This window comes from Salinimicrobium sediminilitoris (assembly GCF_020866905.1).
GTDB classification, from domain to species: Bacteria; Bacteroidota; Bacteroidia; order Flavobacteriales; family Flavobacteriaceae; genus Salinimicrobium; species Salinimicrobium sediminilitoris.
Genome location: NZ_JAIVCC010000013.1, coordinates 386,478 through 403,792, shown reverse-complemented (window position 1 = coordinate 403,792; position 17,315 = coordinate 386,478). Strand labels below are relative to the sequence as shown.

The following is a 17,315-nucleotide window of genomic DNA, read 5'->3' as shown; positions in this document are numbered from 1 at the left end:
GATAGAGAACTGTATGAACATGTCCCTCAAAAAAACATTGTCCAAAATAGCATTTTTGACGATCCTGCTCGTGTTTTCTTCTTGTGTGAAAGATGTTGATCTTGACCAGGCCGAAGATATCGTTCTCACCCCCGAAGCGGCTATTGATTTAGTATATTTCACTATAACTTCCGAAGATTTTGCCCCAGGTCCCGGAGTGGTGGAAACAGCAAGAGATGAGACAAGACTGGATTTTCTTGACGACGACTATATTCAGAACAGTCTTGTGCAGGCCGATTTTAACTTTAGGTTTACCAACACCTTTGAAAGTCCTTTGACAGCGACTATTAATTTTGTTTCCCCTGGAAATGCTGTGCAGCATACTATTATTATACCTGTTCCGAAGGGAAGCATTGGATCACCTGCGACTGTAGATCTTACAGAGATCATTAATGAAAATCAAATAAACAGAGTAAGAAGAAGTATTAAAGTGTCTATAGAAATTACAAGACATGAACCCCTTGCTGTTGAAGGGTCTTTGCAGCTGGAATCAAAAGGGTTCTACTACTTTGAATTCGAATAGATGAGATTAATTTTTTTCCTCCTCATAATGACCTTTTCCATGGCCGCCACGGCCCAGAATAAACAGCTCCTGTATAATTTTGATGACTTACCTCAAACGCTGCTTTTAAACCCTGGTGCCGAAACAAATTTTGACATGCATTTTGGCGTCCCTTTTTTTTCGCAAATTCATTTGTCTGCGGGGTCTTCAGGGGTGAATATGTACGATATTTTTAAAGATGATGGTGGTTCTATTAATGACAGGATAAAAGAATCTCTGCATAAACTTTCCAGGAAGGATTTTTTTACCATCAACCAGCAGCTAGAGATTTTCTCCATTGGATGGAGAGATAACAAAAGAAGGTACTATACTGCAGGGGTATACCAGGAGATGGATGCCATAGTCTACTTTCCCAAAGATCCTGCTTTACTCGCTTATGAAGGTAATAAGGATTATATAGGAAAGAACTTTGATTTTTCAGATGCTGCTTTCACTGCAGATGTGCTCAATGTGTTCCACATAGGATTTACAAATTATTATTCTAAAGATCTCAACTACGGCTTTAGGGGAAAGATCTATTCGGGAGTATTTAATGCTCATAGTGTTGACAACCAGGGTGTATTTAGAACTGAACTATCTCCCGAGGGCCCTAATCTTTATCGTCATTACATGTCAAATGTTGATGTCTTAATAAAAACGGCAGGTTGGGCCGATCTGGAAGATTCAAAAGATGATATGTCGAACCGGGAATTAATGAGTAATCTCGTTAAAAAAGCATTTTTAGGAGGTAATGTGGGGTTGGGACTTGATGCAGGTTTCACCTGGTATCCCTCAGATCAATATCGTGTCACCGGGAGTATCCTGGACATTGGATTTATGCGTCAGACTAATAATGTAGAGAACTACAGGTACTATGGAGATTATCAAACCGATGGTATTGAGCTGCTATTTCCCGGCACCCGGGAGTATTGGGATGAATGGGAAGATGATCTTGACAGGAATCTTAAAGATGAGACTCTTACTAATTCCTACACCACCTGGCGCCCTGTGAAATTAAATGCCTCCATAGATTATGGTTTTTCTGAAAACGCCGAACCTTGTAATTGCTACCGTCCTATGGGTAGGAGGAGGTATTTCAACCATCTTGGGGCGCAATTCTTTGCAATAAAACGTCCCCGGGGTCTTAATTATGCCACCACCATTTATTATGACAGGACCTTTAATGAAAATTTTAGAGGTAAGATCACCTACACAGCCGATTCTTTTTCATTTTCCAATATTGGACTCCTGGTTTCTGCCAAACTTTCAAATTTTAATGTTTATCTTGCTGCAGATAACCTGCTGGATTATACTAATCTTGCAAGAGCACAAAATGCTTCGATACAAATTGGTTTCCAGTTAATGTTTAGCAGAGAATGAAATCAATTATTCTATTTTTTACTTTGTTATTTGGAGTGACCGGAAATATTTTTGGACAGGACTTGAGCCACTATCAATATGTGAAAGTGCCCAATCAATTCGAGTTCCTTAAGCACCAAAATCAATATGAACTTAATGCACTTACCGCTTTTCTGTTAGAAAAGTATGGTTTCGAAGCCCTTTATGAAGAGGAGGTTCCGGCTGGCGTTGATCCCTGTAATGTGCTATTGGCGAATGTGCACAATAAATCTGGCCTTTTTAGATCCCGCCTTTATCTTACTCTTGAAAACTGTAAGGATGAGGTGGTATTCACTTCAAAAATAGGCGTGAGCCGGGAAAAAAACTTTCAAAAATCCTATCATGAAGCATTAAGAGATGCCTTTACTTCTTTTAAAGAACTTCGGAAGGATCCTGAGGTGATCATCGATCCTGTTCCCGAAACTGAAATGGCAGAAAAAAATACCACCCCAGGTGAAGTAATCATCGACCCGGTACCGGCCCCTGAAAAAGTTCAGGAAAAACCTTCTGAAGTTATTGTTGATCCTGTAATTACTTCAGAAGAAATGGAAAAGGCTGAAGAAGAAGAGTCTAATAGGACCTCTTCAGAAGATCATCTGCAGTTTGTAAATGGACCTGTTAATTATTTGCTGAAGCAAACTGCAGTAGGTTTCGAGTTATATAGAAAAGGGGAGAAGGAGAAGTTTGGAACACTACTAAAATCGGGAGGGGGAGAGAACTTTTTGTATTCCTCAAAAAACCTTTCCGGAAATGCCTTTTTTGATGCTCAGGGAAACCTGGTGGTTGAATATCTTGATCCTAATACCCAGCAACTGGTAAGCGTTATTTACAAGCGCAAGGGTCAATAGCCATATTTACCTTTCCACCTTTTGTTTAGAAAATCACGCTGTGCCTGTTCCCGCTGGTTATTACCCGGATTAAAGAAAGTGGTGTTGCTAATTTCCTTCGGGAGGAATTCGGCTGCCGCGAAATTTCCTTCGTAACTGTGGGCATATTTATAATCCTCACCGTATCCAAGATCCTTCATTAATTTGGTTGGCGCATTCCGTATCGCAAGGGGAACCGGGAGATTTCCTGTCCTTTTAACCGTGGCCTGGGCTTCATTAATGGCCATATAAGTGGCATTTGATTTTGGAGAGGTTGCAAGATAGATACAGCACTGGCTTAAGATAATTCGTGCCTCCGGGTGACCTATAGTAGAAACCGCCTGAAAAGTATTGTTGGCTAGTATAAGTGCCGTGGGATTAGCATTGCCAATATCTTCGGCGGCCAGGATCAATAATCGACGGGCAATAAATTTCACATCTTCACCGCCTTCTATCATCCTTGCCAGCCAGTATACCGCGGCATTGGGATCACTCCCACGGATGGATTTTATGAACGCCGAAATTATATCGTAATGCTGTTCCCCGGTTTTGTCATAGAGGACAGTATTCTGCTGCACTTTATCGAGCACCATTTTATTGGTGATCACAACCTGATCGCCCTCTTCAGAAGTTACTACCAGCTCAAAAATATTCAGGAGCTTCCTGGCATCGCCGCCGCTCAACCTTAATAAGGCTTCAGTTTCTTCTAATTTGATCTGTTTTTGAGAGATGACTTCATCTTCTTTCATTGCCCGCTTCAGCAGTGCAACAAGATCATCTTTAGAGAAAGAGTTAAGAACATAAACCTGGCTTCGCGAGAGCAAGGCCGGGATCACTTCAAAACTTGGATTTTCTGTTGTTGCACCAATAAGTGTGATCCATCCTTTCTCTACAGCTCCCAAAAGAGAATCCTGCTGTGACTTACTAAATCGATGGATCTCGTCTATGAAGAGGATAGGATTTTTTGTTGTGAAGAGACCATCACTTTTTTTAGCTTTCTCGATAACCTCCCTCACATCTTTCACGCCACTGCTAATGGCACTAAGGGTAAAGAACGGCCGGCCAGATTCGGTAGCAATAATATTAGCTAAGGTAGTTTTTCCTACTCCCGGCGGTCCCCAAAATATTATGCTGGGAATGATGTCTCTCTTGATTTGTTTACGCAGAGCAGCTTCAGGGCCCACGAGGTGTTGCTGGCTTAAGTAATCATCAAGGTTTTTAGGACGTAATCTTTCAGCTAATGGTTTATTCATGAGGTAAAAATAGTAAATTGAAATATGGTTCAGAAATGATTAAGATTCTTGTAAGGTTTAATGACGAAGTGACATATAAAAAAGTCTTTTACAAGAAAAGAGAGGAGGAAAATGACATTTTTAAATGCTTTAGCAGCCAATTATTTAAATGGTTGAATTTTTGTAATGAGAACAATATGAGAGTTCGGAAAACTGAAAAACATGAGCCGTTTATTTTTACAACAGGAGTTGTAGGGTACCCGCTTTTGTTTGTATTGGCCATCTGGATAGTATTTTGGATGGAGATTAGGTTTGGATGGGATTTCACCAACTTCGGAGTATACCCGCGGACAGTTGAAGGTCTAAGAGGAATAATTTTCTCTCCTTTCATTCACAGCGGGATAAAGCACCTTTTTCACAACACGGTACCGCTGTTCGTCCTTACTCTTTCCCTCTTTTATTTTTACAGAAAACTAAGTTGGAAAATCCTCTTTTTGGGGCTTTTACTTTCAGGGTTTCTTACCTGGCTAATAGGAAGGCCTGCTTTTCATATAGGAGCTTCAGGAATGATCTATGTACTGGCCGGTTTTCTTTTTTTTAAAGGTATCTTTTCAAAATATTACCGGTTGGTAGCTCTTTCTCTAATTGTTGTTTTCCTTTATGGAGGCCTTCTTTGGTATATTACCCCAATTGATCCCAAAATTTCCTGGGAAGGTCACTTGTCAGGTCTTCTGTCTGGATTCTTATTTTCGCTTATATACAAGAAGAACATTGCACGGCCACCAAAATATGAATGGGAAAAAGAAACTTATAAAGAAGAAGAGGATCCCTTTATGCGCCATTTTGATGCAAATGGAAATTTTATTGAAAATCCAGACGAAGGGGAAGAGCCGCAATATATTTACCACTATAAAAGATCTGAGGAGGATAAGTCCGGAAAAAGTGGAGATTCGCTCTAGGACGGCTATTCAAGCCTTTGCCTCACCACCTCATACAGGAATGCTCCACAAGCTACAGAAACGTTTAAAGAGCCAATGGTACCCAGGATAGGCAGCTTGGCCTTTGCATCAACCAGCTTAAGAACAGATTCCGAAATTCCTTTTGCCTCGTTACCCATAATTAGTGCAGTGGGTTGGTTGAAATCTACTGAATAAAGAAGGTCGTCTGTCTTTTCTGTGGCCGCTACTACTTTTATCCCCGAGCCCTGCATATAAAAAATTGCATCTTTAATATGGTCAACTTTTATGAGAGGGATCTTAAAAATAGCGCCTGCCGAGGTTTTGACCGTATCGGCAGTTACCGGAGCCCCACCTTTCTTTTGGATGATGATACCATTTACCCCCGAACATTCGGCTGTTCTAATGATAGCCCCAAAGTTGCGCACATCATCTACCTGGTCCAGTAAAAGGAAGAGAGGAGTTGTTTCTTTTTGGAGGGATTCTTCTACTACGGTTTCAAGGTCGGCGAATTCAACCGGGGAAATTTTTGCTACCACTCCCTGGTGATTGCCTTTCACTAAACGGTTCAGCTTTTCTACGGGTACGTAAGAAATGTTGTAATCGCCCGATTTTGTTTTTTGTTGCAACTCCTGAAACAATTGCCCGCTAAGGCCTTTTTGAATATAGATCTTATCAATAGTCTCATTGTTCTGCAGCGCTTCAATGACTGCGCGAATTCCAAAAATGGTGGTAGTATCTTCCATGGGACAAATATAGAGATAAAAAGGTGGCTTTGGATATCTGAAAAAGATTACCTCACCTCCCCGGCAGTGACCTCAATATATTTTTTTACAGAAACAGGTTTTCCTGTGCTGGTGAAGCCTTCAAGATGAACTTCAAATGTCCCTGGTACATCTGAGGTGTAGAATTCCAGATCTTCTGCGGGTAAATCCAACTCAACAGAAGGTGCCCAAAAGAGTTGTGTCCTTCGATCGGGTATTCTTGATAACTGTTCAGCAGACTGATTTCCATATGTTTGTTTGAAATAGTATTTTGTTGGTTCCGGAAGTTTTAAATCTACCTTTTTGATGTAATCCTGGTTGAGGATTTCATCAAAATTGCCTTCAATGGTCTTTACGTCAACTATTCCGGCAAAAATATGAGAACCATAAAAAATGTTATCTCTCAGGATGTTGATACTTTTTACATATTTAGCAGGATAAGTAATAAGCAGATCGTGATCCTGTACCATAGCACCGTCTACTATTAGCAATGTTGGAAGATTATAATTTGTAGCTCCCTGCGGCTGTCTCACTACGATCCTGGATTCCTCTTTGTTCGTGGCTATCCATGCAAACCTAATGATCTCTACAAAGGTTTCTTTTATAGTTTCAAACCGGGTGTAAGCATCAAGATCATAGACGGTTGGTTGCCTGACATAAAAGGGTTCTTTTTTCTCCAGTGCTTTTAAAGTGTCCGGTTTTACGCTGTAGTATGCGTTCTCAATCTGGTTTTGGACGCTGCGGTCGAGAATCCATTCTTCCATTTCGGGGGTGATGTGGAATTTTCCAAACTCTAGATCAGGTGCATTAATGTTTGGAAGGGGATCGAGTTGAATGGTCCAGTTTTCTGCATCTTCTCCAAGGACCTGCATCAAAGCTCCGGAAGTATCATAGCGATCATCTAAATTGATGTAAAATTTCCCCTCATTGTTTGTAGTTGCCACTTTGAAAATATAATCTTCGCCCGGGAGTGAAAAAGCCAGCTTATTACCGGCTAATTTAGGTTTAGCATCAGAAGTTTGGGGAACAATCCGTCCGGAAATAAGGTTCCCGCGCATTTCGGGCACAAAAACCGAATCTTTGCTGCTGTTTTGGTTTTTGTTTTTGAAAAGTTGAGTGAAATCTTCAGAAGTAAATTTCTTCGGAATATTAATGCTGTCTGTTTTGCGAATGGAAAGTGAGTAATTACCTGGGGCTCCTTCTAATTTTAGATTCACTTTTTCTCTCTTCCCAAAAAGGTCATTTTCCACTATAATTTTTACAGGTGCATCGGAAGTTTCTTTTAACCTAATTACGCCTGAATTTCCTTCTATAAGGAGGGAATCTTCTTCAGAATCTGCCGAAATTGCCGACTGATCGCCCAGATATGGATTTATAACTGCGACATCCCCGGCAAAAAAGGTTCCTTCATTCCTCATCCAGTTGGTATAGCCTAACAACTTATAATTTCCTGAAGGAACATTAGTAGGGATAAAAAAATCTCCCTGTCCCACCCCGTTCTTCAGGAGGATTTTATGTTTAAAAATAGTATTTCCGCCTTCACCCAGGAGTTCAATATAAGCAACCTTGCTTGTTTTACTTAACTGGTCAGTTTCCGCCTGGAGGTTGTAAAGCTTGTAATACATGTATTCTCCAGAGAATAATAAGGAAGAATTATAATGGACAAAGATCTTCTCTTGCGGGATTTCCTCTAAAAGTTCTGTGCCTTTAGAAAGGTCCAGAGCCTGGGCATTTAAAGAGCAGGGCAGGAGACACAAACTGAACAGTAAGACAGGTAAATATTTCATTTCAAATTTTATTCTTCCCAAAATTCAGGGACTTCATTGGTTCCATAAACTGTACAATCCACGCACTCTGTAGCTATGACCCGTATAGGGCCTTCTCCAATTTCTCCTTCCACAGGAGGGCCGGCCATACTAAGATAGCGAACAGTACCACCCTGTATCATACCAATTGGAGTGTCAAAATTTTCCCCCGGTCTAAAAGGTATACAGCTTTCAGGAAATTGAGGTCTTGGTTCATCAAACTCAAAAAAATCGTAATAATTGAAGTAGATCCTTTTTGTTGAGATATTACTGAGGGTAAAAAAACCCAGTACTTTCTCGTCTTCATCATTAAGAGAATACATATTTCCATTTACAAATCCCGGTTGGTTTTGGGAGAGTAAACTTTGTGAGCCGGAGATCTTTTTTAAAGTGGAGTAATAGGAATGCGCTTCCCTGGTAAGGGAGTAGCGTTTAACGAGTATACTGTATCGTTGTCCTAAAACCGGATCATCTTTTTGGATGAAGCGAACCAGGTAAGAGTCGAGATTATTTTCCCTTAGGGAAGTTGTATTGGACAGCAGGATCTCCTTCGAGGGTACCGTATTATAGCAAATTGTTTCATTACGGGTATTTGGCACAACCCTCCAGTTTTCTCCTTCAAATTCTATAGTGCTGCGAACTACATAGGGAGAAACAATCTTATAGGTTTCTTCATATTCATAAAGGGCATATTTCGAAGCAGCCTCAGAATTTTCGCTATCTACGAGTAAAGCAACTCCATCGTCTCCTTGCAAAATCATACGTTGTGCGTATAAATCGTCTATTTCATTCCCCGGCAGTAATTCTGCGGGTTCTGATGAATATGCGTCGCCACTCATAGTGTTAATAAGTAGTTGGTACTTATGTTGAGGCTGTACTCCAAATGCTGTGTTGGAAACATAATTTCCGGGTGTGGTTTCGTAAAAGGGGAATTCATTTCCGGCATCATCGGTAACTACGACATTGGCATGAGATTCCGGCTTTGGAAAATCTTCTTCAAGCCTGTAGGTCCTTGTAAGTTTTACTTCCTGAAACTTAACTTCATCTGTAAGAATTGCCTCGACCACCAATGCATCTTCAAAGGTTTCAGTTTCGAAATCGTAGGGTTCTACGCAACTGTTGACCAGGAAGGCTGCTGCCAGTAAGGATATAATTTTATATATGTGGTCTAAATTCATTCTCTCTAAATTTACACACTTAAAATTTAAAATTGTAGGTAATTGTTGGCACCGGGATAGAAAATATAGAACTCTTATATGCCTTTATCTCGCCTTGATCTGTCACAAAAAATACGGAGTAAGGATTGTTCCTGCCCAAAACATTGTAAATCGAAATATTCCAGAAACTGTGGGCAAATTTTTCAATCTTATGGTTCCCCTCTACATTGAAGCTCAGGTCAAGACGGTAGTAATCTGGGATACGGAATTGGTTCCGGTTGCTGTAAAGAACGTACTCCATTCCATTTTGCACATATTTTCCTGTCGGGTAAGTCACAGGCCTCCCTGTTTGATAAACAAAGTTTGCTGAAAAACTGAAACGCTGGGTAACTTTGTAATTAGCTACTACGCTTAGATCATGCGGCTTATCATAATTAGAAGGAAAACACTCTCCGTTATTAACCACTTCCTCCCTGTATTCTCCATCGAGTTGTATGTAAGAGCGGGAGTAGGTGTATCCCAGCCACCCATTTAATCTTCCCTCCGTTTTCTTCATTAGAAATTCTACACCGTATGAGCGGCCATTTCCTTGCAGTACTTCTGTCTCAATACTTTCGTTTAAGAAAAGTTGTGCACCAACTTTATAGTCGAGAATATTTTTAGATGTTTTGTAGTATCCTTCCAGGCTCAGTTCATATTCGTTATTGTCAAAGTTTTTATAAAGACCAAGCGAGTATTGATTTGCCTGTTGAGGTCGAACATATCTGTCTGTTAACTTGTAAGTATCGGTAGGGGAGACCGTGGTATTGTTGGATAAGGTGTGGATGTATTGGTAGGTGCTGTTGTAACTAAGTTTGGTTGAGAGATCTGGCATGATGAAATATCTCGCTGAAAATCTAACTTCCGGTCCACCATAGGTGTCCATCACTTCATTTTTTCCAAAGTATAGGGTGTCAATAACGGTATCATCATTTTTAGGAAGATCATCTTCATAGATCTTTTGTGCTTTCTCTCCCAACGCCGCATACAGGGAATAACGTACACCGGCATTGATCAAAAGGCGATCATTAACCTCGTAATTATCGGAAATAAAGACTGCCGATTCTAATCCTTTTTCCCCGGGAATTGTGAAGGGCTCAACATTCGATTCCGATCCTAGGGGTTTCAGCTCTCCCGGATGCACATTGTACAATTTACCTGAAATTCCATAGTCGAATTTATGGGCATCACTCAGCAGGTAACGCATGTTCAGTTTAGCCTCTGTTTCGTTAATGGTGTAGCCCGAGGAGAAATTGTTGTTCAATTCACTTTCGTAGTCAATATTGAATTTATAATTACTATTGGACAGTATTAAGCTTGCTTCGTTCTTTTTATTGATCTTATGGTCTGCACGTACTGAGAAAAGCAGGTTTTCATAGCTGTAGAGAGAATCTGAAGTTATACTGAAGTGGTCATGGCTAAAATAACCTGTAGTTTTTATAGATGTTTTGTCATTAATTTTGTGGTTGTATTTTGCTAAAACATCATAAAAAGAAGCTTTGCTATTTTTTAGTGATTCCTCTTCCAGAGTTTGCAATATCCATCCGGAATAAGTGCTCCGACCTCCTAACAGTAAACCCGATTTTTCTTTAATTACAGGAATTTCCAAAGCAACATTTCCCGTGACAGGACCTACAGACACTTCTCCTGCAAACTCTTCAGTATTGGCATCTTTTGAGGTAATATCAAAGACAGAGGAGAGTCTCCCACCATATTGTGCGGGGATACTTCCTTTGTAGATGGTCATGTCCCCGGTAGTAAAGGGATTAATTGCCGAAAAGATTCCGAAGAAATGTGCAGGATTGTAAATAACAGCATCATCTAAAAGAATGAGGTTTTGATCTGTTTTGCCACCGCGAACATTAAAACCGGCGGCACCCTCCCCGGCTGTTGAAATACCCGGCAGGGTAGCTGCAACTTTCATAACATCCCTTTCTCCCAGGATCAACGGGATATTTTTGATTTCTTCAATATTGATTTTCTCTTCTCCTGCGATAGAATTACTTACGTTTTCATCGGGATCGGATTCCAACAGGATCTCCCCTAAAAGTTCATAATCCTCTCTTAGGTTTAAGTTTAGGTTTCCATTATTGTAAATCACCAACCTCCTGGTGATATCCTCACTTCCCAGGGATCTTGTTTGTAAAATATGTACTCCTGCAGGAATTTTTAAAGAGTAGAACCCCTGTTGATTAGTCACAGTTCCAATATCGGTGCCTTTGATGAGAACAGCAAGGTTTGAGATTGGTTCTCCTGTTTCGAGATCTTTTACCAGGCCAGAAAGAGTGAAAGTCCCTGTTCCTGAGGTCTTGTCTTCTTTCCCTATATAAACTGTTTGTATTTCTGAATTTGGCCTGTCTTCCTGGCTGTAAAAAACAGGGTTATATTTTTTAGCAATTTCTTTTTTGATTTCTGAAGGAAGAGAGTCTTTTTTCGGGAAAAAACCCTGTGGCAATTCATCGTATACGATATTATTCCGGGTGATCACAATCTGGTTGTTATCCAAGCGGTAGAAGTTAAGAAGTGTCTCCGAAAGAATTTGTTGCAGTGCTTCCTCTACCGGTACATCTTTAAGATTGACTGTAATGTTGCCCTGGTTTACCCATTGTTCAACATAAAAGAATTTTAAATCTGTAGCCTCTTCAAATTTTAGGAGGGCCTGCTCTACAGTAGCATTTTCAAGGGTGATCGTGATTTTTGAAGATTCCTGGGCCATAAGTAGGCCACAGTTCAAAAGAAGCAAAAACGAAATGATTCTTCTCAATGTCTATTGTGTTTTTACAATTGGGAATTAAGGCTTTGAAGCAGTTGTGACAGGAAGCGATCTGGATTTTCTTTTCTTAGCTGCCTGTTGCTTCTATAGAAGATCCTAATTTGTTTTTCATGATCTGGAAAGATCTTTTGAACATCCCTTCTGGATTTTATTGGAAAGTATGAGTCCCCATAAAAGATCACGTGTTGCGGATCATCATTTTCAAATTCATAGTAGGTGAAATTCCTGTCCAGGTGCTTACTGATTTTCTTTACATGTTTTTTCAGTAACATTAACTCCGGCAGGTTCAGCAATACCTCGTGGAATCCCTGAACTTCGGAATTTTCTTTTGATGGTACTCTAATGAAATCGTGATTTCCAATTTTGAAGGAATCGACATTCTCCTTGTGTAGCTCAAAATTTGACACACCTCCTGAGTTCTCAAGTAGGACTAACAGGATGTCATCATAAATATTGTATTTTAAAGAAATATCAAAATAAGGTTGCCCGTCGTATTGTAGGTTTCCTAACACGAAATCTGATGAGAGGAAATATTTGTGCTGGTCGTTTCTAATTATATGTTGCTCCAGGTATTCAACGCCATTAGAGATTCCGGTATTTTCTAAAGCAATAGCCTTGTCAAACACTTTGTAGGAGGTTTCCAGCTCTTCACCATTCTGTGAATAGGAGGAAAGGGCTGTACCAACAAGCAGGAGGCCTAATAACGATAAATGGGTAGTGCGTTTTTTGATTTGTGAAAAGATTTTATTAAATCTGAATAACTCTTTGAAGTTTGCGGTACAAAAGAATTGGTATTATAGGTAAAAATACATTTTTTTTAGAATAAGCAATATTTACTTTCTAGAATTTAAGGGAGTTTTCTAAGAAAGAACATTAATTATATTAAAAAACAAAGCCACCTAAAATTCGCATTTTAGGTGGCTTTTATAATTCCAGGATTTTAAAATCCTTTTTCCTTTTATCTTGGAATTAATCTTGATCCCAGAATATTCGGGTTTGTTGTTCGTCACCTCCCATTGCGCTTATAGCAGCGGCCAGGTTCTCCCCATTAAGAGTTGCCTCTGTAGTAGGATAGGTGAATCTAAGTGGTACAGGAAGACCAGATTGTGCTGCGTTTGGCAACTCAGGAACATCAAGTTTTCTCCATGTAGACCATGCTTCGAAACCTCTGTTGTATAGAGCGATCCATTTCTGCATCCCTAATCTTTGTACCCATACAGTTTCATCCCATGCTACTTCAGGCTGAGCAAGATATTCATTAGCTTCTTCTTCGGTACCACCCCAGTAAAGGATAGAAGATGTGATAGCTTCATTGTAGTGAGCTTCAGCATCCTCTGTGATATATCCTCTTGCAGCAGCTTCAGCTATAAGAAATTCCACTTCAGTGTAGTCAAGGATAACACCCTCTAATGTTGGGTCTTCAAAAATTTCACTGTAGATAGTGCTGTTACCCTGGGTGTTTCCATTAGCACCATAAGTACCACCTTCGTACACACCTTCTCCAAGATTCTGAGCAAAATAATCATTTCTTCTTGGATCATCCAGTTCATTCATTACATCTACAATAGTATGTGCTGCAACGAAATCTGCACGACCAGATTGTACCAAATCTTCCCATAGAGGGTTAGTGTTTGGAGCAGATGCAAGATATTGAATTGTAGCATCGTCTGCGTGAGATTCAAAAACACCTGCGGCAATAGCTTCAGTAGCCATAGTTGCAGCTTTTGCGTCATCAACATTAGCATATCTTAAAGCTAGTCTAAGCTTTAAAGAGTTAGCGAATTTTGACCATTGTGCTGCATCACCATTATATATGTAATCTGCACCGCCGCCAAAACCTCCGGCTCCTGCTTCAAGTTGAGAAATTGCAGCATTCAATCTTACAACAAGATCTGCGTAAATTGCCGCGTCGTCATCATATACAGGCGTGGAATCATCAGCATTTAAAGCTTCTGTGTAAGGAATATCTCCAAAAGTATCAACCAGTACGTGCCAGGTAAATACCTGTAATACTTCGATCATAGCTTTTCTATTCTGAAGGTTAGCTTCAGTAAGAGTTGGATCGGGATTCTCAGTAAGGATCATGTCTGCTTCTTTAAGATCTTTTAATACATCGCGGTATAAAATAATCCATTGAGAACCATTGATGTTCCTTCCAATCAAGTCGTAATTCGCTTCATCGGTATAGGTGGTTTCGGTCCAGTACTGGGCCACCAGTCTAAAAATGTTCGTGTTAACATTTGTATTGACCATTTGGTCAAACAAATTTTTGGTTGCATTTGAAAACAGTACGTCTGCAGGAACTTCTGTTGGATTTTTCGTGTCAACGTTGACTTCCGAAAGATCATCAGAGCATGCAAAGACTGTTGCAGCCATAAAAAGGATGAAAATTATTTTCTTCATGATTTATATTTTTAAAATTGTAGTCTTACGTTAAAACCATATTCTCTGGATGTTGGAATGGCTCCAGACTGGTATCCCTGAATATTTCCAGAGCTTAATCCTGCTTCTGGATCTGAGTAAGGAATATTTTTGTCGATGATCCAAAGGTTTCTTCCTACTGCAGAAAGAGTAATATCTGTCATAGAAATTCTTTCAGATAAACTTGCTGGAAAAGAATAAGACAATGTTACCTCTCTTAGCTTTACAAAACTCGCATCGTATACGTGGTATGCATTAGGTGCATATCCGTAACCAATGGCGTTTGCATAATTCTCCATTTGAGTTCTTGTAGTATTTGGAGATCCATCAGGGTTAACTCCTTCCAATAATAGTCCACCACCATCGGCGATTGGGTCTCTTACAGGATTTCCAAGTTCATTAAGTCCAGCAGTCTTAGCCGGTACTCCGGTTGCGAAACCATACCAGGTATCAAGTGAGAAGATATCTCCACCTTCCTGTATATCAATAAGGAAGCTTAAAGAAATATCCTTGTAAGAGAAAGAGTTGGTAATACCTGCTTTCCAGTCTGGATTGATGTCCCCAATAACCTGTGGAGTTCCATCTACAACAAACCTTCCATTCGTTGGATTGATCACAGGACCGCTTCCATCTTCTAAATAAGTATAGTTAGTTCCCCAGATCGTTCCGTAAGGCTGTCCTACTGTAGCATTAATAGTTATCCCTCCCTGAAGTGCTGCCATTTGCAGGTTCTGGTTGTCTTCAAATAATGAAAGTACTTCACTTTCATTTTTGTACCAGTTGGCGTTGATTCTCCATTCGAAGTCTGTAGTTCTAATTGGGCTACCATAAACACCGAGCTCTATACCCTTGTTTTCGATCTCACCTGCATTTACCCATCTTCTTGTATATCCAGTTGCAGCGGAAACAGTTACTGGCATCAATTGGTCAACAGAATTAGACTGGTAAACAGCAGCATCAAAGCCTACACGTCTTTGGAAAAATGACATTTCTAGACCAGCTTCCCAACTTTTGGTTGTTTCACTCTTAAGATCTGGATTGTTTGCTGTACTGGAAACAGAATAAAGAGGAGTTGTAAAGTTAGTTGGACTAAAGTAAGTGTCATCTACAGACAATGCTGGTGCATAGTTACCTACTTCTGCATAGTTAGCTCTGAACTTACCAAAACTTAACCAGTTGTTATCAAGTAATTCTGAGAATACTAAACTTGTTGACACAGAAGGATAAAAATATACATTTTCCTCTTCTGGTAAGGAAGATACTGCATCAAATCTACCTGTAGCATCCACATATAAGAAATCTCTGTACCCGAAAGATGCACTGGCGAAGTAACCATTTGTATGAAGTTCTGTAACTTCTTCAGTTGGAGGCACCAGGAGGTTTACAGAGTTTGACAGGGCAAATAGACCCGGGATTACCAAACCACCGGTAGTTGATGCTCTCATTATGGAATTATCCATTCTTCTTGCTGTTACTCCTAAAATACCTGCAAGGTTAATATCTTCGTTAAGATCGTGATCGAAATTAAGAAGAAGGTCATAGTTAAGTTCTTTATAGTTTCCGTCATATCTGCGATAATGAGGTACCCCATTACTTCCTACGTTTCTTCTCTCTTCACGAAAGTCACTATAGTAATCCATAGATACACGTCCTGTGGCTGTAAGCCAATCTGTTAACGTATAGTTTATATTAAAGTTACCGTAAAGTCTGTTTCTTTCATCACTCTGATAGTTTTCATAAAGTTGCCAGTATGGGTTATCAGTGTAAATAGGAAGTAAATTTCCACCTTCAGCATTGGCATAGTTCCATGTGATGTTACGTCCGGTTTCGAAGTAGGCTCTTTTCTGAGCTTCAAAATCAACGTTTGCCTGGTTCCATTGACGCATAGACTGGAAAATGTTTGTTCCACTGTATCCTGTACCGTAACGTCCTTTACCGCTTGTATTGGTATAAGTGGCAGTAACTCCTGCAGTCAATTTATCGGTGAAGTCATGAGTAGCTTTTACATCTACCGTGTTTCTTCTTATATTACTGTTTGGAAGAATACCTTCCTGATCGTAAAGCGTATAACCTAATCTGTAGGTGCTTTTGTCAGTTCCTCCATCAAGTGAGATACTGTTGTTATAAGAAACCCCTGTTCTAAAAATAGATTCCGGTCCATTCTCTGCAGCTGTCCATGGAGTAGCTTGTAGGTAGTTTGGAGATTCAGGATATAAGGCGTCCCATTGGAATACCATTAAACTAGGATCAAATCTAGCACCAAAAGATGCATCCTCTGTAAAAGGAACAACAAGATCATCTGTCCCGTCTCCATCTACATCCCAGCTGTCGAAATAACCTGTTTCATAGAATTCTCCATAACCAGCACCGTATTCTTTTTGGTAATCAACAAAAGTGTCATCATCCATCTTCGAGAATGTTACTCCAGAAGAAATTGTAACACCGATGTCTTCATTTTTTTGACCTGACTTGGTAGTAATGATAATTACACCGTTTGCAGCGCGTGACCCATAAAGAGCAGATGCAGCAGCACCTTTCAATACGTTTACGGAAGCTACATCATCTGGGTTGATATCCATTGCGGCGTTACCATAATCGTATCCTCCTCTACCAGTAGTTTGGTCTGAGGTGTTGGTGTTGGCATTACTAATAGGCACTCCGTCAACTACGAAAAGAGGTTGGTTGTTACCTGTTAAAGAGGTATAACCACGGATGATAATATTAGAAGAACCACCTAAAGTACTACTTTTCTTAATGTCAAGACCCGAAACTTTCCCGGATAATGAATTGATAAAGTTTCCTTCTTTTGCGGTGTTTACTTCGGCTCCGCTAACCTCTTCGGTCGCATAACCGAGGGACCGTTTCTCCCTGGAAATACCCAGAGCAGTCACCACCACTTCTTCGAGTTGTGCAGCGTCTTGCTGTAGTACGACATCTATTGTATCTACGTTAGTAACAGGATATTCTGCAGTTTTCATTCCTAAATAGGAAAAAACCAGAACTTCACCCTGACTTACTTCAATAGAATAATTTCCGTCGAAATCGGTTTGCACCCCTTTGGTGGTACCCTTAACGAGTACGTTTACACCTGGGAGAGGCATTCCGTTACCATCGGTCACAGTACCCGTGACTGTGAGGTCTTGTTGTGCAAATGTTATTTGCACGACTAACGCCAGTAACAGCGTTAGCATTCCACTTAACTTTGTTTTCATTTTAAGATTTATTTGAATTAGCCAGTGCCAAATTTGACGATAAATTGTCATGTGAGCAACTTTTTTTCTTTAAAAAATCATTTTCAGTCTCTTTCGGGGTCAATATTTAGCT

General features: G+C 40.1%; 12 protein-coding genes. 4 read left to right on the top strand and 8 right to left on the bottom strand.

What is annotated here, in order from left to right:
* Nucleotides 1–19: 19 nt before the first annotated feature.
* From LA313_RS13185 to LA313_RS13175, 3 genes are read left to right on the top strand one after another with little or no spacing between them, the layout of a single operon-like run.
* Nucleotides 20–562: a hypothetical protein gene (locus LA313_RS13185; RefSeq protein ID WP_228915732.1), complete on the top strand. Its 543-nt coding sequence runs from the start codon at nt 20–22 to the stop codon at nt 560–562.
* Nucleotides 563–1,960: a DUF5723 family protein gene (locus tag LA313_RS13180; RefSeq protein ID WP_228915730.1), complete on the top strand. Its 1,398-nt coding sequence runs from the start codon at nt 563–565 to the stop codon at nt 1,958–1,960.
* Nucleotides 1,957–2,826, top strand: coding sequence for a hypothetical protein (locus tag LA313_RS13175; RefSeq protein ID WP_228915728.1), 870 nt, complete (start codon nt 1,957–1,959; stop codon nt 2,824–2,826). The genes LA313_RS13180 and LA313_RS13175 overlap by 4 nt, the downstream gene beginning before the upstream one ends.
* Here the strand turns inward: LA313_RS13175 and LA313_RS13170 are convergent.
* Nucleotides 2,820–4,097: a replication-associated recombination protein A gene (locus tag LA313_RS13170; RefSeq protein ID WP_228915726.1), complete on the bottom strand. Its 1,278-nt coding sequence runs from the start codon at nt 4,095–4,097 to the stop codon at nt 2,820–2,822. The genes LA313_RS13175 and LA313_RS13170 overlap by 7 nt on opposite strands.
* 176 nt (nt 4,098–4,273) lie before the next feature.
* Here LA313_RS13170 and LA313_RS13165 point away from each other — a divergent pair, with 176 nt between their 5' ends.
* Nucleotides 4,274–5,035 carry a rhomboid family intramembrane serine protease gene (locus tag LA313_RS13165; protein ID WP_228915834.1) on the top strand — a complete coding sequence of 254 codons (762 nt, stop codon included), beginning with the start codon at nt 4,274–4,276 and terminating at the stop codon, nt 5,033–5,035.
* Between the two features lie 5 nt (nt 5,036–5,040).
* Here LA313_RS13165 and rlmB read toward each other — a convergent pair whose 3' ends face one another.
* From rlmB to LA313_RS13130, 7 genes are all read right to left on the bottom strand, one after another.
* Nucleotides 5,041–5,778 carry a 23S rRNA (guanosine(2251)-2'-O)-methyltransferase RlmB gene (rlmB, locus tag LA313_RS13160; protein WP_228915723.1) on the bottom strand — a complete coding sequence of 246 codons (738 nt, stop codon included), beginning with the start codon at nt 5,776–5,778 and terminating at the stop codon, nt 5,041–5,043.
* A 47-nt stretch (nt 5,779–5,825) separates the two neighbouring features.
* Nucleotides 5,826–7,583: a hypothetical protein gene (locus LA313_RS13155; protein WP_228915721.1), complete on the bottom strand. Its 1,758-nt coding sequence runs from the start codon at nt 7,581–7,583 to the stop codon at nt 5,826–5,828.
* Nucleotides 7,584–7,591: 8 nt separating this feature from the next.
* Entirely contained in the window at nt 7,592–8,779 is a 1,188-nt protein-coding gene (locus tag LA313_RS13150; RefSeq protein WP_228915719.1) for a DUF4249 domain-containing protein, read from the bottom strand.
* 19 nt (nt 8,780–8,798) lie between these two features.
* Entirely contained in the window at nt 8,799–11,561 is a 2,763-nt protein-coding gene (locus LA313_RS13145; protein WP_228915717.1) for a carboxypeptidase-like regulatory domain-containing protein, read from the bottom strand.
* Between the two features lie 14 nt (nt 11,562–11,575).
* Nucleotides 11,576–12,196: a hypothetical protein gene (locus LA313_RS13140; protein WP_228915715.1), complete on the bottom strand. Its 621-nt coding sequence runs from the start codon at nt 12,194–12,196 to the stop codon at nt 11,576–11,578.
* A gap of 343 nt (nt 12,197–12,539) precedes the next feature.
* Nucleotides 12,540–13,973, bottom strand: a complete 1,434-nt coding sequence (locus LA313_RS13135; protein ID WP_228915713.1) for a SusD/RagB family nutrient-binding outer membrane lipoprotein — start codon at nt 13,971–13,973, stop codon at nt 12,540–12,542.
* 11 nt (nt 13,974–13,984) lie between these two features.
* Complete coding sequence (locus LA313_RS13130) at nt 13,985–17,203, bottom strand: SusC/RagA family TonB-linked outer membrane protein (RefSeq protein WP_228915711.1); 3,219 nt, start codon at nt 17,201–17,203, stop codon at nt 13,985–13,987.
* Nucleotides 17,204–17,315: the final 112 nt, after the last annotated feature.

Coding starts and splice junctions, on each gene's coding strand:
- LA313_RS13185 (WP_228915732.1), top strand. CDS start 20: ATGTCCCTCAAAAAAACATTGTCCAAAATAGCATTTTTGACGATCCTG.
- LA313_RS13180 (WP_228915730.1), top strand. CDS start 563: ATGAGATTAATTTTTTTCCTCCTCATAATGACCTTTTCCATGGCCGCC.
- LA313_RS13175 (WP_228915728.1), top strand. CDS start 1,957: ATGAAATCAATTATTCTATTTTTTACTTTGTTATTTGGAGTGACCGGA.
- LA313_RS13170 (WP_228915726.1), bottom strand. CDS start 4,097: ATGAATAAACCATTAGCTGAAAGATTACGTCCTAAAAACCTTGATGAT.
- LA313_RS13165 (WP_228915834.1), top strand. CDS start 4,274: ATGAGAGTTCGGAAAACTGAAAAACATGAGCCGTTTATTTTTACAACA.
- rlmB (WP_228915723.1), bottom strand. CDS start 5,778: ATGGAAGATACTACCACCATTTTTGGAATTCGCGCAGTCATTGAAGCG.
- LA313_RS13155 (WP_228915721.1), bottom strand. CDS start 7,583: ATGAAATATTTACCTGTCTTACTGTTCAGTTTGTGTCTCCTGCCCTGC.
- LA313_RS13150 (WP_228915719.1), bottom strand. CDS start 8,779: ATGAATTTAGACCACATATATAAAATTATATCCTTACTGGCAGCAGCC.
- LA313_RS13135 (WP_228915713.1), bottom strand. CDS start 13,973: ATGAAGAAAATAATTTTCATCCTTTTTATGGCTGCAACAGTCTTTGCA.
- LA313_RS13130 (WP_228915711.1), bottom strand. CDS start 17,203: ATGAAAACAAAGTTAAGTGGAATGCTAACGCTGTTACTGGCGTTAGTC.